This is a genomic window from Escherichia sp. MOD1-EC6098, from assembly GCF_002965865.1.
GTDB classification, from domain to species: domain Bacteria; phylum Pseudomonadota; class Gammaproteobacteria; order Enterobacterales; family Enterobacteriaceae; genus Escherichia; species Escherichia marmotae.
In genome coordinates this window covers 156,350-175,800 of sequence record NZ_PTSN01000009.1, presented here as the reverse complement: position 1 = coordinate 175,800, position 19,451 = coordinate 156,350, and the positions used below count along the sequence as shown (strand labels likewise).

At 51.5% G+C, this 19,451-nt stretch carries 16 protein-coding genes; 9 read left to right on the top strand and 7 right to left on the bottom strand.

The annotated features are described in order from the left end of the window. Positions 1-31: 31 nt before the first annotated feature. Positions 32-385, bottom strand: a complete 354-nt coding sequence (gene arsR / locus C0K55_RS11980) for an As(III)-sensing metalloregulatory transcriptional repressor ArsR (RefSeq protein ID WP_105266394.1) — start codon at positions 383-385, stop codon at positions 32-34. A 739-nt stretch (positions 386-1,124) separates the two neighbouring features. On the opposite strand from arsR, the gene dinQ reads away from it, so the two are divergent. Next, entirely contained in the window at positions 1,125-1,208 is an 84-nt protein-coding gene (gene dinQ / locus C0K55_RS11975; protein WP_001295215.1) for a damage-inducible type I toxin DinQ, read from the top strand. 53 nt (positions 1,209-1,261) lie between these two features. Here dinQ and gorA read toward each other — a convergent pair whose 3' ends face one another. Continuing rightward, positions 1,262-2,614 (bottom strand): glutathione-disulfide reductase, encoded by a 1,353-nt coding sequence (gene gorA, locus C0K55_RS11970; RefSeq protein ID WP_001517286.1) that lies wholly within the window; start codon positions 2,612-2,614, stop codon positions 1,262-1,264. A gap of 71 nt (positions 2,615-2,685) precedes the next feature. After that, on the bottom strand, positions 2,686-3,528 hold the full coding sequence (gene rlmJ, locus C0K55_RS11965; protein WP_001517285.1) for a 23S rRNA (adenine(2030)-N(6))-methyltransferase: 843 nt from the start codon (positions 3,526-3,528) through the stop codon (positions 2,686-2,688). Between the two features lie 262 nt (positions 3,529-3,790). Here rlmJ and prlC point away from each other — a divergent pair, with 262 nt between their 5' ends. Further along, positions 3,791-5,833, top strand: a complete 2,043-nt coding sequence (gene prlC, locus C0K55_RS11960; protein WP_000184159.1) for an oligopeptidase A — start codon at positions 3,791-3,793, stop codon at positions 5,831-5,833. A 7-nt stretch (positions 5,834-5,840) separates the two neighbouring features. Then, entirely contained in the window at positions 5,841-6,593 is a 753-nt protein-coding gene (gene rsmJ / locus C0K55_RS11955) for a 16S rRNA (guanine(1516)-N(2))-methyltransferase RsmJ (protein WP_001517284.1), read from the top strand. 47 nt (positions 6,594-6,640) lie between these two features. Here rsmJ and dtpB read toward each other — a convergent pair whose 3' ends face one another. After that, complete coding sequence (gene dtpB / locus C0K55_RS11950) at positions 6,641-8,110, bottom strand: dipeptide/tripeptide permease DtpB (protein WP_105266395.1); 1,470 nt, start codon at positions 8,108-8,110, stop codon at positions 6,641-6,643. A gap of 307 nt (positions 8,111-8,417) precedes the next feature. Beyond that, positions 8,418-8,852: a universal stress protein UspA gene (gene uspA / locus C0K55_RS11940; RefSeq protein ID WP_000323571.1), complete on the bottom strand. Its 435-nt coding sequence runs from the start codon at positions 8,850-8,852 to the stop codon at positions 8,418-8,420. 390 nt (positions 8,853-9,242) lie between these two features. On the opposite strand from uspA, the gene uspB reads away from it, so the two are divergent. Continuing rightward, positions 9,243-9,578, top strand: a complete 336-nt coding sequence (uspB, locus tag C0K55_RS11935) for a universal stress protein UspB (protein WP_000626185.1) — start codon at positions 9,243-9,245, stop codon at positions 9,576-9,578. A 67-nt stretch (positions 9,579-9,645) separates the two neighbouring features. Here the strand turns inward: uspB and pitA are convergent, their stop codons facing one another. After that, a complete protein-coding gene (gene pitA, locus C0K55_RS11930) occupies positions 9,646-11,145 on the bottom strand; it encodes an inorganic phosphate transporter PitA (RefSeq protein WP_000902773.1) in 1,500 nt (499 codons plus the stop codon). 230 nt (positions 11,146-11,375) lie between these two features. Between pitA and C0K55_RS11925 the strand changes: the two genes are divergently transcribed. Then, complete coding sequence (locus C0K55_RS11925) at positions 11,376-12,569, top strand: NAD(P)/FAD-dependent oxidoreductase (protein ID WP_105266397.1); 1,194 nt, start codon at positions 11,376-11,378, stop codon at positions 12,567-12,569. Between the two features lie 99 nt (positions 12,570-12,668). Here C0K55_RS11925 and C0K55_RS11920 read toward each other — a convergent pair whose 3' ends face one another. Beyond that, positions 12,669-13,721, bottom strand: a complete 1,053-nt coding sequence (locus tag C0K55_RS11920) for a DUF2776 family protein (protein ID WP_010381050.1) — start codon at positions 13,719-13,721, stop codon at positions 12,669-12,671. A gap of 529 nt (positions 13,722-14,250) precedes the next feature. Here C0K55_RS11920 and C0K55_RS26585 point away from each other — a divergent pair. The 4 genes from C0K55_RS26585 to C0K55_RS11905 all read left to right on the top strand — a co-directional run bounded on the left by C0K55_RS26585 (position 14,251) and on the right by C0K55_RS11905 (position 19,350). Next, positions 14,251-14,364, top strand: a complete 114-nt coding sequence (locus tag C0K55_RS26585) for a hypothetical protein (protein ID WP_214678606.1) — start codon at positions 14,251-14,253, stop codon at positions 14,362-14,364. A gap of 62 nt (positions 14,365-14,426) precedes the next feature. Continuing rightward, a complete protein-coding gene (locus C0K55_RS11915; RefSeq protein WP_000361522.1) occupies positions 14,427-15,494 on the top strand; it encodes an HlyD family secretion protein in 1,068 nt (355 codons plus the stop codon). Then, on the top strand, positions 15,491-18,226 hold the full coding sequence (rbbA, locus tag C0K55_RS11910; RefSeq protein ID WP_105266398.1) for a ribosome-associated ATPase/putative transporter RbbA: 2,736 nt from the start codon (positions 15,491-15,493) through the stop codon (positions 18,224-18,226). Before C0K55_RS11915 ends, rbbA begins: the two co-directional genes overlap by 4 nt. Further along, on the top strand, positions 18,226-19,350 hold the full coding sequence (locus C0K55_RS11905; RefSeq protein WP_001314210.1) for an ABC transporter permease: 1,125 nt from the start codon (positions 18,226-18,228) through the stop codon (positions 19,348-19,350). The genes rbbA and C0K55_RS11905 overlap by 1 nt, the downstream gene beginning before the upstream one ends. The last annotated feature ends 101 nt before the right edge of the window (positions 19,351-19,451 follow it).

Here is a 19,451-nt window from a genome sequence, read left to right as displayed (position 1 = left end):
GCGAAAATTCATATATGGGTGGGTGAATTTTTTAGCTGCAAATGGTCTTACTGTCTGCGGAACAATTTTGTCGGGCCAGGTTACGGGCAATTGCCTGAACATTTTCCTGTTCACATCTCCAGGTCTGCTCAATAATTTTCGCAGCCCAGGAAGGAATATGCGGAGATAAACGGTAATGAACCCACTTACCTTGTTTGCGATCCAGCAATAAGCCGCTTTCACGCAGCAATGCCAGGTGGCGTGAGATCTTGGGCTGCGACTGATTCAGGGCAGTACAGAGATCACAGACGCATAACTCACCCATCTCGCTGAGCAGTAAAACGATACTCAAACGCGTTTCATCGGCAAGAATTTTGAACAGTTGGATGGGTAACAGAATTGACATATTGCGCTCCTGATTGTTGCAGGTAGTGTCTCTCTTCGAAATGAATAAGTCAAAAACATATATGATTTAACGGATGTATAGGTGCAAAGGAAGGTAATGGGTGTGAATTAAGAGTTGGGTATTTATTTGAAAAGGGGTCTGAATCAGGACGTAAAAAAACCGACTTTGCGTCGGTTTTTTACTTTCCAGCCCAGAGTTGGTGGCCCTGGTCGGAGTGAGTTCTTATCTAACAGTTCAATACTATTAGGCAGAGGCTAACATTGCAAGGCAAGCGTTAGTGATTTCTTCAACTGGCGGGGGAGCGCTTCGGTATATACCGAGGTGAAAGACGATTGATATACTTTCACTTGATCGCCGCCGTACTAAGGCTTGTCTGAATCAGGACGTAAAAAAACCGACTTGTCGTCGGTTTTTTACTTTCCAGCTCAGAGTTGGAGGCTCTGGCTGGAGTGAGATAGTCATCATCTAACGCATCAATGCTAATACCATACTGAAACTATTGCAAGGACATGCTGGTTTTATAACCTATAAGTGCTGTATAATTATCCAGTTAGCTCTGAGGCATTTTCACTCTGGCAATGCGCATAAACGCTTTCAAAGTCCTGATCAGTGGTACGGGTGGTGCCGTTAATTGATGCTCTGGTCGGAGTGAGTTCTTATCTAACAATGAGACATGCACCGTGACAGGCAATGGATGAGTAAGCGGATGCATTCTCACTCCATAGCATGGAGAAAACGGGTGATTGATAAAGCAATCATTGTTCTTGGGGCGTTAATTGCGTTGCTGGAACTGATCCGCTTCCTGCTTCAGCTTCTGAACTGATAGCGGAAACGTAGCTAAGGGCAAAGAGCACACCACTCTTTGCCCTTTAACATTTAACGCATAGTAACGAACTCTTCTGCCGCCGTCGGGTGAATAGCGACGGTGTTGTCGAAGTCTTTCTTGGTTGCGCCCATCTTCAGCGCTACCGCGAAGCCCTGCAACATTTCATCCATACCAAAACCAATACCATGAATACCGACAATCTTCTCTTCTGGCCCAACGCATACCAGCTTCATGCGGCACGGCTGGCGGTGAGTGGTGACAGCGGTATACATGGCGGTGAAAGAGGATTTATACACTTTCACCTGATCGTCGCCGTACTGCTCACGCGCCTGCGGTTCTGTTAAACCAACAGTACCAATCGGCGGATGGCTGAAAACGACGGTCGGAATATTGCTGTAATCCAGATGTTCATCCGGCTTGTTATTAAACAGGCGTTCAGAGAGACGACGACCCGCTGCTACTGCAACCGGCGTCAGTTCCACCGCGCCAGTGTTATCGCCCACCGCGTAAATACCTTCAACGTTAGTATTTTGATATTTATCGACGACGATATAACCTTTTTCGTTGGTTTTAACGCCAGCAGCTTCGAGGTTGATGTTGTCATTGGCAGGTTCACGCCCAATCGCCCAAATCAGGCAATCCACCGTTTCACTGCGACCATCTTCCAGCTCCAGCGTCAGGCTGCCATCGGCATTTTTCACCACCGCTTTCGGGATTGCATTGGTGTGCAGTTGTGGGCCTTCGGCGTTCATCACCTCGACCAGTGTTTCAGTGATCATCGGATCAAAGCTGCGCAGTGGTGCGTGTTTACGCACAAACAGATGCGTTTTCGCGCCGAGGCCGTTAATCACGCCAGCCAGTTCAACGGCGATGTAACCTGCGCCAACAACCGCCACGCGCTCTGGTAAAGCGGGAAGGGCGAAGAAACCATCAGAATCAATGCCGTATTCCACGCCCGGAATATCCGGATGGCTCGGACGGCCACCGGTGGCGATCAGAATATGATCAGCAGTGATGGTTTCACCGTTAACTTCCAGCGTTTTGGCATCAACGAAGCGAGCAAAACCTTTGATTACATCGACGTTATTTTTACCGAGTACGTTTTCATAGGAGGTATGGATACGGTCGATATAGGCGGTACGGCTGGCGATCAATGTATCCCAGTTGAACTTATTAATGGTGGTATCAAAGCCATAATCCGGGCCGTACATGTGGATGGCTTCACGGATTTGCGCCGCGTGCCACATCACTTTTTTCGGCACGCAGCCGACGTTCACGCAGGTGCCGCCCAGTTCTTTGGCTTCAATCAGCGCGCATTTCTGGCCGTACATAGCCGCGCGGTTGATGGAGGCGATACCGCCGCTGCCGCCGCCGATGGCGATGTAATCATAGTGTTTAGTCATGACAGAGTGTCCTTATCGTTGATTACCGCGATTGTAGCGCGAGACGTAAAAGGTGCCAGCAATGGCTGCAATTACTCCGGTACGATCCAGTTTACGGTAGCGTGCCCGGTGCCTGCCGGAACCAGTTTGCTGTGTAGCCACGGCAGCACGTTATTCATTTGCTGTTCCAGCTTCCACGGAGGGTTAATGACAATCATGCCAGAAGCGGTCATGCCACGGCGATCGCTGTCTGGCAGCACCGCCAGTTCAATTTGCAGAATTTTGCGAATACCGGTCGCTTCCAGATCGTGGATCATGCGCTTAATTTGCTGACGCAGCACTACCGGATACCACAATGCGTAAGTGCCAGTGGCGAAACGTTTGTAGCCTTCTGCTATCCCACTGACCACCGCCTGATAGTCTGTTTTCATTTCATACGGCGGGTCGATAAGGATCAGGCCACGGCGGGAGACCGGCGGCAGTTTAGCTTTAAGCTGCAGGAAGCCGTCGGCTTTTTCTACGCGCGCACGGCTGTCTTTCTGAAATTCAGAACGCAGTAACGGATAATCGCTGGGGTGCAACTCGGTCAGTTGCAGGCTGTCTTGTTCACGCAGTAACTGACGGGCAATCAACGGCGAACCAGGGTAATAACGTAGCTGCCCACTACGGTTGAAGTGTTTTACCACATTGATGTACGACTCCAATTCTGCGGGCAGGTCATCCTGCTGCCAGATACGGGCGATGCCTTCGAGATATTCGCCTGTACGCTCGGCATGTTCGCTACTTAACTGATAACGCCCCGCACCCGCGTGGGTATCGAGATAGAGAAACGGTTTATCTTTCTCTTTCAGCGACTCGATGATCAGGCTCTGAACGGTATGTTTAAGGACGTCGGCGTGGTTGCCAGCGTGAAAGCTGTGGCGATAACTGAGCATGGGTAAAGGTGTTCCGGTAAGTAAAAATCGGCCCGTATTCGGGGCGCACAAAAGCGTATCAGAACAGTATACCGAAAAGAGGCCGCCGCTGCGAAAGCGTAACGTTTCTCATTGAAATTCACTACACTTAACCCCATGCTATTACCCATTACGCGTCGGATGGCATCGGCCTACCAAAGTAGGTCGGATAAGACGCCTGCGTCGCATCCGGCGAAAGCGCCTGCGAGCGTTTCGTTCCCCCTATTTAACCAGGACTGTACCTATGACGAATCCGTTACTGACTCCCTTTGAACTTCCGCCGTTTTCAAAAATCCTCCCGGAACATGTGGTTCCAGCCGTCACTAAGGCGTTGAACGACTGCCGCGAAAATGTAGAGCGCGTGGTAGCGCAAGGGGCACCGTACACCTGGGAAAATCTCTGCCAGCCGCTTGCAGAAGTCGATGATGTACTGGGACGTATTTTCTCCCCGGTTAGCCACCTGAACTCGGTGAAAAATAGCCCGGAACTGCGTGAAGCTTACGAACAAACGCTGCCGCTGCTGTCGGAATACAGCACCTGGGTAGGGCAACATGAAGGGCTATATAAAGCGTACCGTGACCTGCGCGATGGCGATTACTACGCCACGCTGAACACAGCGCAGAAAAAAGCGGTTGATAACGCACTGCGTGATTTTGAACTTTCTGGCATCGGCCTGCCGAAAGAAAAACAGCAGCGTTACGGTGAGATTGCTACCCGTCTTTCCGAACTGGGCAACCAGTACAGCAACAACGTCCTCGATGCGACGATGGGCTGGACTAAACTCGTCACCGACGAAGCGGAACTGGCGGGTATGCCAGAAAGTGCATTGGCTGCGGCAAAAGCTCAGGCCGAAGCGAAAGAACTGGAAGGTTACCTGCTGACGTTGGATATCCCAAGCTATCTGCCGGTAATGACCTACTGCGACAACCAGGCCCTGCGTGAAGAGATGTATCGCGCTTACAGCACCCGCGCCTCCGATCAAGGCCCGAACGCTGGTAAGTGGGACAACAGTAAAGTGATGGAAGAGATCCTCACCTTGCGTCATGAACTGGCGCAATTGCTGGGTTTTGAAAACTACGCCTTTAAATCACTCGCCACTAAAATGGCAGAAAATCCGCAGCAGGTGCTTGATTTCTTAACCGATCTGGCAAAACGCGCACGTCCACAAGGTGAAAAAGAACTGGCGCAACTGCGCGCCTTCGCCAAAGCCGAATTTGGCGTCGATGAGTTGCAGCCGTGGGATATTGCGTACTACAGCGAAAAACAAAAACAGCATCTTTATAGCATCAGCGACGAACAACTGCGTCCGTACTTTCCGGAAAACAAAGCGGTTAACGGCCTGTTTGAAGTGGTTAAACGTATTTACGGCATCACCGCCAAAGAGCGTAAGGATGTCGATGTCTGGCATCCGGATGTACGTTTCTTCGAACTCTATGACGAGAACAACGAACTGCGCGGCAGCTTCTACCTCGATCTGTATGCCCGTGAAAACAAGCGCGGCGGGGCGTGGATGGATGACTGCGTAGGCCAGATGCGTAAAGCCGACGGTTCGCTGCAAAAACCGGTCGCTTACCTGACCTGTAACTTCAACCGTCCGGTGAATGGTAAACCGGCGCTGTTTACCCACGACGAAGTGATCACCCTGTTCCATGAGTTCGGTCACGGCCTGCATCATATGCTGACCCGCATCGAGACCGCAGGCGTTTCCGGTATCAACGGGGTGCCGTGGGATGCAGTCGAACTGCCGAGTCAGTTTATGGAAAACTGGTGCTGGGAGCCGGAGGCGCTGGCGTTTATCTCTGGTCATTATGAAACCGGCGAACCGCTGCCGAAAGAGCTGCTGGATAAAATGCTGGCGGCGAAAAACTACCAGGCAGCGCTGTTTATTCTGCGTCAACTGGAGTTCGGCCTGTTCGATTTCCGTCTGCACGCGGAGTTCCGTCCTGAACAAGGCGCGAAGATCCTCGAAACGCTGGCAGAAATCAAAAAACTGGTTGCCGTGGTGCCGTCTCCGTCCTGGGGGCGTTTCCCACATGCTTTCAGCCACATTTTTGCCGGAGGTTATGCAGCAGGTTACTACAGCTACCTGTGGGCCGACGTGCTGGCAGCGGATGCCTTCTCACGCTTTGAAGAAGAGGGTATTTTCAACCGTGAAACCGGACAGTCATTCCTCGACAATATTCTGAGCCGTGGCGGTTCAGAAGAGCCGATGGAGCTGTTCAAACGCTTCCGTGGTCGTGAACCGCAACTGGATGCGATGCTGGAGCATTACGGCATTAAGGGCTGATCAGTCAGTGAAAATCTGCTTAATTGATGAATCGGGCACCGGAGACGGTGCCTTATCTGTTCTGGCGACCCGCTGGGGGCTGGAGCACGATGAAGACAACCTGATGGCCTTAGTGTTAACGCCGGAGCATCTGGAACTGCGCAAGCGCGATGAGCCGAAACTTGGCGGTATTTTTGTTGATTTTGTTGGTGGAGCGATGGCACACCGACGCAGATTCGGCGGCGGACGCGGTGAGGCGGTAGCAAAAGCGGTGGGCATTAAGGGTGATTATCTGCCGGATGTAGTCGATGCCACTGCAGGTTTGGGGCGCGATGCCTTTGTGCTGGCTTCGGTGGGCTGCCGCGTGCGGATGCTGGAGCGTAATCCGGTGGTTGCCGCGCTGCTCGATGATGGCCTGGCGCGTGGCTATGCCGATGCGGAAATCGGCGGCTGGTTACAGGAACGTTTGCAGTTAATTCACGCCTCCAGCCTGACGGCGCTGACCGATATTACCCCGCGCCCACAGGTGGTCTATCTCGACCCGATGTTCCCGCATAAGCAGAAAAGTGCGTTAGTGAAAAAAGAGATGCGCGTGTTTCAGTCGCTGGTTGGGCCGGATCTCGATGCGGATGGGTTGCTGGAGCCTGCTCGCCAGTTAGCGACAAAACGCGTGGTGGTCAAACGGCCGGACTACGCCCCGCCGCTGGCGAATGTCGCCACGCCTAACGCGGTCGTTACCAAAGGGCATCGCTTTGATATTTATGCCGGGACACCAGCGTAAAAGTAAACCGGGTAGCGTTACTGCTACCCGGTTTGCTGCAGGAAAAATTAATTGCTTTCTGGCGTCTCAATCATCCGTTTCAGCCACGGTACCATAAGCAGCATTACCACCGCAACGCCCAGCGTGACCAGACCAATTTTGCTAAACACATCGATGTAGACCGGTAATGTCTGTAGCGGATCGGTAATGTTGTCCGGCACGGCGGTAAATGTCGCTACATAGCCGCCCAGCAAGAATGCGGCTGCCTGCGTCAGGAACCACATCCCGAGAATAAATCCCATCAAATGCTGCGGCACCAGCGCAGCAATCATCGCCAGACCCAGGGCGCTAATAAACAGTTCACCCAGGCTCTGGAACAAGTAAACCAGGACGATAAACCACGGCGATGTCAGTCCCTGGGCATCAGCAAACCACATCCCCGCAGCGGCGGCAGTCAGAAAACCCAATGAACACATAAACATACCAAGGGTGAATTTCATCGGCATCGAGAGATCTTTGCCTTTGCTGCCCAGACGGGTATAGATAGTCGCCAGTACCGGGCTGGCAATGACCACCCAGAACGGATTGAGCGCCTGGAAGCTGACCGGGTTGATGGAAAAGCTGAGGATTTCATGATGCACGTTGTTGATGGCAAAGAAGTTCAGTGATGTTGGCATCTGGGCGTAGAGGATGTAAAACACCACCGCTTCGAGCATCAGCACAAAGGCGACAAACATCTTGTTGCGCCCGGTTTTATCCAGCTTGAATGCCTGACGGAAGAAAATAATGGTGACGACGATGGAGAGGACAATCAGCACCAGGTTGGCAACTTCCACGTTGTGCATCAGCCATGCGCAGACGAAGATCATCACCACGCTGCCAATCAACACGTACAACAGTTTGCTGAAGCTCATTGGTCGGAAGTCTGGCGCAGAACCAATATCTTTTACCATTCCACGACAGGCGATGTAGACCAGTAACGCGACAATTAACCCCGCACCGCACAGATTATAGGTGACGGAATAACCAAATCTGTCAGCGATAACTGGTGCCAGCGATAATGCTATCAACGAGCCGATGTTGATTGACATGTAAAACAGGGTGAAAGCGCCATCGAGCCGCGGATCTTTTGGCGGATAGCACTTAGAAAGCAAGCTGGCAGGGTTGGCTTTAAACAAGCCGTTGCCGACGGCGATAGTCCCCAGCGCGATGAAGATCAGGTCAGGTTTGAGTAACGACATCCCGGTCATAAAGTAGCCAATCGCCAGCACAATTGCCCCGAGAACAATGGTGCGTTTGGTTCCCAATAGATGGTCGCCAACATAACCGCCGATCGAGATAAGGCCATAGACCAGCGCCGCAAAGGCACCAAAGGTGACAAAGGCTTGCTCTTGTGAAAATCCGAGCTGTTTAACGAAGAAAACCGCCAGCACGCCTTGCACGCCGTAGTAGCCGAATCGTTCCCATAATTCGACAAAAAAGATCATAAAAAATGGGCGAGGTTGCTGCAGCATCCCAGTGGGTGTTGTTGTATTCATATTTATTAACCTTCCAATACCGTCCTGAAAAGTATGAACGCGTAAGTGATTGCGCGCGAAAGATTTTACACGCGTCTAAAATTCTTAATATTGATGTAATGAATGCATTAATGCACTATCACATCAAAAATAACCAGCCAATCATGCTGATGTTTTTATGTGTAATGGCGTTACATGCTTTTTATGGGGTGTAAATTTGAATTGCTCGCTACGCAGTGAGCTTTCTGACTGCAGATTAACATCGGCTCAAAACAAAAAGCAGAACGCCCGCATGAGCGGGCGTTCAGGAGCAAGTAGAGGGGAATGATTATTCTTCTTCGTCACGCAGTGGAACAATCAGCATATCAACGTGAACGGTGTTGATTAGCTGGCGTGCGGAAGACATCAGTTTGCTCCAGAAGTCCTGGTGATGACCACAAACCACCAGATCCATATCGTATTTCTTGATCGCATCAACCAGAACCTGACCCAGATCGCCGCTGCCGCTCAGAGTTTCAGTAATTGGGTAGCCTGCGTTAGTGGAAAGCTCAGTCAGCGCGTGATGAGTCTCTTCGGAAATGCGTTTCTGCATATCACCCAGATTCACATCAATAAGTCCGGTGTATAGGTCAGAGTAGTTTACATCTACGTGGATCAGAGAAACCTTCGCATTGTAGGGGCGGGCCATAGAGACCGCTTTCTCTACCAGAACTTTGCTTTCCGGGGAGAGATCGACCGCGATGAGAATGTGTTTATAAGCCATAGTGTTACTCCTTCCATAAAGTTGTCGATGACTGGCCAGCTAGCGTTTCTTGTGCCGTTACGTCACCCGCGTCCTGCGAACTACGTGCGCGGGGCTAACCCAGCCGTAAAGATTCAGTGTTAAGACCATCCTTACCTTATAGCGACCTGGATGATCCGTCAATCCGCCTTGCTTACCAATCAGATAATCAAATTTTCGACATGAATATATTGATAGTGGTTAACCTTATGGAAAAAAAACAACCTGATCTCCTACACTATCTATAGAGCCGCTCGGATGTTCGTTACGACAAAAGCGGTTTCTCCAGGACCTGGTGTTAACTGATTGGCAGCGTATCGGGAGCGGTAGCCCCGGGGTGGAACTCTGTGGGCAGGTCGCCGGGGAGGAGGTATGATAAGCACCGTCGCATTATTTTGGGCTTTATGTGTCGTTTGCATTGTTAACATGGCGCGCTATTTCTCATCACTACGCGCGTTGTTAGTGGTACTGCGTAATTGCGATCCATTGCTCTATCAATATGTTGATGGAGGGGGCTTTTTTACCTCACATGGCCAACCCAACAAACAGGTTCGTCTCGTTTGGTATATCTATGCTCAGAGGTATCGTGATCATCACGATGATGAGTTTATTCGTCGCTGCGAGCGTGTGCGTCGGCAGTTTATCCTGACCAGCGCATTGTGTGGTCTGGTGGTGATAAGCCTGATTGCATTGATGATTTGGCATTAAGTACCACGGCAATAAGGCATAAAAAAAGCGGGCCAGAAAACTGACCCGCTCGTTTTTATGCGTGCGATTACAGGAACTGCAAGGAGATCCAGTACAACCCGCCGGAGAGCAGCACTGCAGCCGGGAGGGTAAACACCCAGGCCATCAGAATGCTGGTTACCGTTTTACGCTGCAAGCCACCGCCATCAACGACCATCGTCCCCGCTACGGAAGAGGAGAGTACGTGAGTGGTGGAAACAGGCATCCCGGTATAACTCGCCAGACCGATAGACACCGCCGCCGTCATCTGGGCAGACATCCCCTGAGCGTAGGTCATGCCTTTCTTACCGATTTTCTCACCGATAGTCGTCGCCACACGACGCCAGCCAATCATCGTCCCGATACCTAACGCCAGCGCGACCGCCATGATGATCCATACCGGAGCATACTCGATGGTGCTAAGCATATCGGACTTCAATTTCTTCAACAGACGCTGATCATCCGCAGTGACGCCAGGCATTTTCACCACTTTGTCGATAGTGTCAGAAACGCACAGCATAATGCGGCGCATCTGGCTACGCTGGTCAAGCGACAGCTTGTCGTAGCTTTCCACATCGGCGGTCAACATGCCCTTCAGGCGGTTGAGCGCGTTAATGGTATTCGACGGATGGCAATGGAACTCCGCAGGCTGTGTTGCGCCTGCTTCCGGAGTCGGCACTAACTGATCAGCACCGGTCGCCTGTTTGAGCAGCGCAGGGTGTTGCTCAAAGTAAGCTTCCACGTTGTTGATAGCATCGCGGGTACGAGTGATTTCGTAACCTGTGGCATTCATATTAACCACGAAGCCTGCTGGTGCGACGCCAATCAGTACCAGCATAACCAGACCAATGCCTTTCTGACCATCGTTCGCTCCGTGAGAAAACGCCACGCCGACAGCAGAAAGGATCAGTGCGATACGTGTCCAGAACGGCGGCTTTTTCTTACCGTCTTTCTTTTCACGCTCCGCTGGGGTCAGGTGGATACGGGCGCGTTTCTTGGTGCCGCTCCAGTAGCGACGCAGCAAGAAAATCAGACCACCAGCAAACACCAGGCCGACAATAGGGGAAACGATCAGAGATGCGAAAATACTTAATACTTTCGGGATATTGAGTGCATCCACCACTGACGTACCGGTCATCAACGCATTGGTTAAACCAATACCGATAATCGCGCCAATCAGCGTATGGGAGCTGGATGCAGGCAAACCAAAGTACCACGTACCAAGGTTCCAGATAATCGCCGCCAGCAACATAGAGAACACCATAGCAAGGCCATGAGACGATCCCATATTAAGCAGCAGATCTGTCGGCAGCATATGCACAATGGCATAGGCAACACTAAGACCACCCAGTAAAACACCCAGGAAGTTGAACACTGCCGCCATAACCACTGCGAGCTGAGAACGCATCGCGCGGGTATAGATGACAGTTGCCACGGCGTTGGCGGTGTCATGGAAACCATTGATGGCTTCGTAGAACAGCACAAAAGCCAGTGCAAGCAATAATAACAGCCCGGTATGCAAATCCAGGCCAGCAAACAAATGTAGCATAGGACGTTACGCCATTTTGAGGACATGAACGCGGCGCATTATCAGTGACTTTCGCGGCGCGGGCAAAGTGAAATATAGATTTTTTTGATTTGCCTCCTGTATGAATTTCACTCAAAAAATAATTATCTTATATAATTCAGATAAATACTTCCCCTAAGTAATATTGATGCTGGTGCGGCCACTGAGGAATCTTTACAATTCACGCCCATTTTTTCTAAGAGGAGCGCAACGTGGAAAGGTTTGATGCCATTATTATAGGCGCTGGTGCGGCTGGTATGTTCTGTTCTGCGCTGGCAGGTCAGGCAGGGCGCAGAGTTTTGCTGATCGATAATGGTAAAAAACCGGGGCGCAAAATCCTCATGTCTGGTGGTGGGCGCTGCAACTTTACCAACCTTTATGTCGAGCCTGGTGCCTATCTGAGCCAGAATCCGCATTTTTGTAAGTCTGCCCTCGCCCGATTTACGCAGTGGGATTTTATTGATCTGGTCAATAAACACGGCATCGCCTGGCACGAGAAAACGTTAGGGCAACTCTTTTGCGATGACTCCGCACAGCAGATTGTTGACATGCTGGTGGCAGAGTGTGAGAAGGGTAATGTGACCTTCAGATTGCGTAGCGAAGTGCTGAGTGTGGCAAAGGATGAAACGGGTTTTACGCTTGAACTGAATGGTATGACCGTCGGCTGCGATAAACTGGTCATTGCGACCGGAGGCCTCTCGATGCCGGGTCTGGGCGCGTCGCCGTTCGGTTATAAGATTGCCGAACAATTTGGCCTCAACGTGTTGCCGACGCGCGCTGGTCTGGTGCCATTCACACTGCATAAACCGTTGCTGGAAGAGTTACAGGTGCTGGCAGGCGTTGCAGTACCTTCAGTGATCACCGCTGAAAACGGCACGGTGTTCCGTGAAAATTTACTCTTCACGCATCGTGGCTTATCTGGTCCGGCGGTGTTGCAGATATCCAGCTACTGGCAACCGGGTGAATTTGTCAGCATCAATCTGCTACCGGATGTCGACCTGGAAGCCTTCCTTAACGAGCAGCGCAGTGCACATCCGAATCAGTGCCTGAAGAACACGTTGGCGGTTCATCTGCCGAAACGGTTGGTTGAACGGTTGCAACAACTTGGGCAAATCCCGGACGTCCCGCTAAAACAGCTCAACGTGCGTGACCAACAGGCGCTGATTACCACATTGACCGAGTGGCGCGTACAACCCAACGGCACCGAAGGCTATCGCACCGCCGAAGTGACTCTCGGCGGCGTGGACACCAATGAACTCTCATCACGGACGATGGAAGCGCGCAAAGTGTCTGGGCTGTACTTTATTGGTGAAGTGATGGACGTCACAGGCTGGCTGGGAGGCTATAACTTCCAGTGGGCGTGGTCCAGCGCGTGGGCTTGTGCGCAGGATTTGGCGGCAGAATAAGACGTAAAGTACCCCCTCGTTTTCGCAGTGAAATCAGGGGGAATCAACCTGAATAAAGCCCGGATAAGACGCTCAGCGTCTTATCTGAAGTCTTTTCTATTATTTTTTTGCAGACCCTGCTTCTAATATAGAAACGATTGAAAATAGCGTAAAACACACTGCACCTAAGCCAACCAGAACCCGCGAGGGAATAAAGTAAGCCATATCGGTTTGCGCAATCTCAGCAAGGAATGCCGCGAGGAACAGGCAAAACAGACAGGTAAATACGGGTATCATGGGTATTCTGTTGGTTAACGAACAGGCGCGTCTCCAGACCAGCGCCAGCAACCACACTTTGGAGAAAATACTGTAGCAGATCATCCCCAGACAAATGAGAATAATACCCGGAGCCAGACGGGCATTTTCATCTGAACTGATTAATACGTAGATGCCCTGAATAACGGTAAGTGAGCCGAGTAAAATAACCCAATAACACCAGAGCCAATGTTCTTTCGCTGAGAACGTATTCCGCGTTTGATGGATGATGGTAGCAACCAGACCAATAAGACAAGCGCAAATTGCTGTTAGCCCCAGGAGCACATGGCCTGCAACATAATGTGGTGTGATATTTGCGCTGCGTAACAGCACTATTGACCAAATAAAACCGAAGAGAGTGAGCAGAACGGGGATAGCAATTAAGTAATTACCGATAGTTGAAGAATACGCCTGCAATGGTGTTCCATCACTCTTACTACCCGCTGCGTTTTTCGGGATCAGCAGAAAATGCCCGGAAGAGGCCGCCACGGTTGATACGCAGGCGGCAATCATGCCAACACCGAAAATCACATGCCCGGCGACAAATTCATCTGCCATCACATTATCGCTGGCCAGAAATGACCATCCCCAAATCATAGTTGCAATGGAGCCAGCATAACCAATAACAGGGAATAATGTGTTGTAGAGTTTATTCACGCCATGATTTAACTGAGAGATAATAATAAATGCGGTAGTGAACAATGCCAGACATATTGCAGAGAGAGAAATCAGAACATGCCCTGCAACGAAGTATTCACTTTGTCCAGAACCTGCTAATACAAACTCACCTAATGCGATGCATATTACCCCCATTAGCAAAGGGATTAATTTAAATAACCATCCAATATAGATATTCATCTCTATCTCCATATGTTTTTCTGCTAATATCAGAAAACGTATAAGTAGTATTTTCAGCCAATTAAATATAACAATGAGATACCACTAATTGTAAAAAGTGACTTTACTATAGCTGGATTTATTGTTGTAAGTATCGGCTTTTAGAGATGGATTAAAGCTGGTAATTAAATATTTATCCTACGATGAATTCTGAATTAATATATTTTTCTTATTTTCATCGTTGCGTAAGGTGCAGTCTTTTCTCATTCATCATCTTTTCGTAAAAAACGTATTCACATTCGTGAAATATTCGTACTCAAGGGGATAATAACTCTGTGTGATAGTTACATTATTTCCTGTTGTGAAAATTTATGTCGCACAACCTGAGAACCTGTAAAAAGGATTTTTGGTTAAGAACGTAATCGAAATGTAGAACATCGTGGTGTATCACAAGCTGATAGTAATCAAATAGACAACATGAATATAACTGTTAGTATTTAATTGATTTCAATTATGAGTATGCGTGTTTCATTTACGGCCAGGAATGCTGATGATGACAACATTACTACCCGTTTTCACTAAGCCTTCCCCGTTGGTGCTCATCTTGCAGCGCCCTGGCCGCATATGCCGTTTCCTTCTTATCCCGGATGGAAGAATCCGCTGAACGTCGTTCAGTGGCAGTTGTAACACGTTTCGTTTGCTTACAGGGATTATGGCGGATCGATTATGGATAAGAGTAAACGCCATCTGGCGTGGTGGGTTGTCGGGGTTCTGGCGGTTGCTACCGTCGTGGCATGGTGGTTGTTGCGCCCGACAGGTGTGCCGGAAGGTTTTGCCGTCAGTAATGGGCGCATTGAAGCGACGGAAGTGGATATCGCCAGCAAAATCGCCGGGCGTATCGACACTATTCTGGTGAAAGAAGGCCAGTTTGTCCGCGAAGGTGAAGTGCTGGCGAAAATGGATACCCGCGTGTTGCAGGAGCAGCGGCTGGAAGCCATCGCACAAATCAAAGAAGCACAAAGCGCCGTTGCTGCCGCCCGGGCCTTGCTGGAGCAGAGGCAAAGTGAAACTCGCGCCGCGCAGTCGCTGGTCAATCAACGCCAGGCTGAACTGGACTCCGTTGCCAAACGTCATACCCGTTCCCGCTCGCTCGCCCATAGTGGGGCTATTTCTGCGCAACAACTGGATGATGACCGCGCCGCTGCCGAAAGCGCCCGTGCTGCGCTGGAATCGGCAAAAGCCCAGGTTTCTGCCTCTAAAGCCGCTATAGAAGCGGCACGCACCAATATCATTCAGGCGCAAACGCGTGTCGAAGCCGCACAAGCCACTGAACGGCGTATCGCGGCAGATATCGACGATAGTGAACTGAAAGCCCCGCGCGACGGACGTGTGCAGTATCGGGTTGCTGAGCCTGGTGAAGTGTTGGCGGCAGGCGGTCGGGTGCTGAATATGGTCGACCTGAGCGATGTCTATATGACCTTCTTCCTGCCAACCGAACAGGCTGGCACGCTGAAACTGGGCGGGGAAGCGCGTCTGATCCTTGATGCCGCGCCAGATCTGCGTATTCCGGCGACCATCAGCTTTGTCGCCAGCGTTGCCCAGTTCACGCCAAAAACCGTCGAAACCAGCGATGAACGGCTGAAACTGATGTTCCGCGTCAAAGCGCGTATCCCACCGGAATTACTCCAGCAGCATCTGGAATATGTCAAAACTGGCTTGCCGGGCGTGGCGTGGGTGCGGGTGAATGAAGAACTTCCGTGGCCTGAAGACCTGGCGGTGAGGTTGCCGCAATGACGCATCTGGAACTGGTTCCCGTCCCGCCTGTCGCGCAACTGGCGGGCGTGAGCCAGCATTATGGAAAAACCGTTGCGCTGAACAATATCACTCTCGATATTCCGGCCCGCTGTATGGTCGGGCTGATTGGCCCTGACGGTGTCGGGAAGTCGAGTTTGTTGTCGTTGATTTCTGGTGCCCGCGTCATTGAGCAGGGCAGCGTGATGGTATTGGGCGGCGATATGCGCGACCCGAAGCATCGCCGCGACGTCTGCCCGCGCATCGCCTGGATGCCACAAGGACTGGGCAAAAACCTCTACCACACCTTGTCGGTGTATGAAAACGTCGATTTTTTCGCCCGCTTGTTCGGTCACGACAAAGCGGAGCGGGAAGTGCGAATTAATGAACTACTGACCAGCACCGGGTTAGCACCTTTTCGCGATCGTCCGGCGGGTAAACTCTCCGGCGGCATGAAGCAAAAACTTGGGTTGTGTTGTGCGTTAATCCACGATCCGGAATTGTTGATTCTTGATGAGCCTACGACGGGGGTTGACCCGCTCTCCCGCGCCCAGTTCTGGGATCTGATCGACAGCATCCGCCAGCGGCAGAGTAATATGAGCGTGCTGGTTGCCACCGCCTATATGGAAGAGGCCGAACGCTTCGACTGGCTGGTAGCGATGAATGCCGGAGAAGTGCTGGCAACCGGAAGTGCCGAAGAGCTGCGGCAGCAAACGCAAAGCGCCACGCTGGAAGAAGCATTTATAAATCTGTTGCCGCAAGCGCAACGCCAAGCGCATCAGGCGGTAGTCATCCCACCGTATCAACCTGAAAACGCAGAGATTGCCATCGAAGCGCGCGATCTGACCATGCGTTTTGGTTCCTTTGTCGCTGTTGATCACGTTAATTTTCGCATTCCACGCGGGGAGATTTTTGGGTTTCTCGGTTCGAACGGCTGCGGTAAATCCACCACCATGAAAATGCTCACCGGGCTGCTGCCTGCCAGCGAAGGTGAAGCGTGGTTGTTTGGGCAACCAGTCGATCCAAAAGATATCGATACCCGCCGACGGGTGGGTTATATGTCGCAGGCGTTTTCGCTTTATAACGAACTCACCGTGCGGCAAAACCTTGAGTTACATGCCCGCTTGTTTCACATTCCGGAAGCGGACATTCCTGCGCGAGTTGCTGAGATGAGCGAGCGTTTTAAGCTCAATGATGTTGAAGATGCACTGCCGGAATCCCTGCCGCTCGGTATTCGTCAGCGACTTTCGCTGGCTGTGGCGGTGATTCATCGCCCGGAGATGTTAATCCTCGATGAGCCTACTTCTGGCGTCGATCCAGTGGCGAGGGATATGTTCTGGCAGTTGATGGTGGATCTCTCGCGCCAGGACAAAGTGACCATTTTCATCTCCACCCACTTTATGAACGAAGCGGAACGCTGTGACCGCATCTCGCTGATGCACGCCGGAAAAGTACTCGCCAGCGGCACGCCGCAGGAGCTGGTTGAGAAACGCAGGGCTGCCTGCCTGGAAGAGGCATTTATCGCCTATTTGCAGGAAGCGGCAGGGCAGAGCAACGAAGTTGAAGCACCGCCCGTGGGACATGACACCACTCACGCGCCGCGTCAGGGATTTAGCCTGCGTCGTCTGTTTAGCTACAGCCGCCGCGAAGCACTGGAACTGCGACGCGATCCGGTACGTTCAACGCTGGCGCTGATGGGGACGGTGATCCTGATGCTGATAATGGGTTACGGCATCAGTATGGATGTGGAAAACCTGCGCTTTGCGGTGCTTGACCGCGACCAGACTGTCAGCAGCCAGGCGTGGACACTCAATCTCTCCGGTTCCCGTTACTTTATCGAACAGCCGCCGCTCACCAGTTACGACGAGCTTGAGCGCCGGATGCGTGCAGGAGATGTGACGGTAGCGATTGAGATCCCACCCAATTTTGGCCGCGATATTGCACGCGGTACGCCGGTGGAAATCGGCGTCTGGATCGACGGCGCGATGCCCAGCCGCGCTGAAACGGTAAAAGGTTACGTGCAGGCGATGCATCAGAACTGGCTACAGAACGAGGCAAGCCAACAATCGACACCAGCCAGTCAAAGCGGTCTGATGAACATTGAGACGCGCTATCGCTATAACCCGGACGTAAAAAGTCTGCCAGCGATTGTTCCGGCGGTGATCCCGCTTCTGTTGATGATGATTCCGTCAATGCTAAGCGCCCTTAGCGTGGTACGGGAAAAAGAGTTGGGGTCGATTATCAATCTCTACGTTACGCCTACTACCCGCAGCGAATTTTTGCTCGGTAAACAGCTACCGTACATCGCGCTGGGAATGCTGAACTTTTTCCTGCTCTGCGGCCTGTCGGTGTTTGTGTTTGGCGTGCCGCATAAAGGCAGTTTCCTGACGCTCACCCTGGCGGCACTGCTGTATATCATCATCGCCACCGGAATGGGGCTGCTGATCTCCACCTTTATGAAAAGCCAGATAGCCGCCATTTTCGGTACTGCCATAATCACGTTGATTCCGGCGACGCAGTTTTCCGGGATGATCGATCCGGTAGCTTCACTGGAAGGGCCGGGACGTTGGATTGGCGAGGTTTATCCGACCAGCCATTTTCTGACTATCGCCCGTGGGACATTCTCGAAGGCGCTGGATCTGACTGATTTGTGGCAACTTTTCATCCCGTTGCTGATAGCCATACCGCTGGTGATGGGCTTAAGCATCCTGCTACTGAAAAAACAGGAGGGATGATGCGCCATTTACGCAATATTTTTAATCTGGGTATCAAAGAGTTGCGCAGTCTGCTCGGTGATAAAGCGATGCTGACGCTGATTGTCTTCTCGTTTACGGTGTCGGTGTACTCGTCGGCAACCGTTACGCCAGGATCGTTGAACCTCGCGCCGATCGCTATTGCCGATATGGATCAATCGCAATTGTCGAACCGGATCGTTAACAGCTTCTATCGCCCGTGGTTTTTGCCACCGGAGATGATCACCGCCGATGAGATGGATGCCGGACTGGACGCCGGACGCTATACCTTCGCGATAAATATTCCGCCAAATTTTCAGCGTGATGTCCTCGCCGGACGCCAGCCAGATATTCAGGTGAACGTCGATGCCACGCGCATGAGCCAGGCATTCACTGGCAACGGTTATATCCAGAATATTATCAACGGTGAAGTGAATAGCTTTGTCGCGCGCTACCGTGATAACAGCGAACCGTTGGTATCGCTGGAAACCCGCATGCGCTTTAACCCGAACCTCGACCCCGCGTGGTTTGGCGGGGTGATGGCGATCATCAACAACATTACCATGCTGGCGATTGTGCTCACCGGATCGGCACTGATCCGTGAGCGTGAACACGGCACGGTGGAACACTTGTTGGTGATGCCGATAACGCCGTTTGAGATCATGATGGCGAAGGTCTGGTCGATGGGGCTGGTGGTGTTGGTGGTGTCGGGATTATCGCTGGTGCTGATGGTGAAAGGTGTGCTGGGCGTACCGATTGAAGGCTCGATCCCGCTGTTTATGCTGGGTGTAGCGCTCAGTTTGTTTGCCACCACGTCAATCGGCATTTTTATGGGGACGATAGCACGTTCGATGCCACAGCTTGGGCTGCTGGTGATTCTGGTGTTGCTACCGTTACAAATGCTTTCCGGTGGCTCTACCCCGCGCGAAAGTATGCCGCAGATGGTGCAGGATATTATGCTGACCATGCCGACGACACACTTTGTTAGCCTCGCGCAAGCCATTCTCTACCGTGGTGCCGGATTCGAAATCGTCTGGCCGCAGTTCCTGACGCTGATGGCAATTGGCGGCGCGTTTTTCACCATCGCGCTACTGCGATTCAGGAAGACGATTGGGACAATGGCGTAAGGAAGGGAAACCTGGCTTCATATTGTGATGTCATAAAGCGAAGTCATAAATTTTAGCTGCGTTCATTACGCAGAACATCTGCCTTTACAGGATCTATCTAT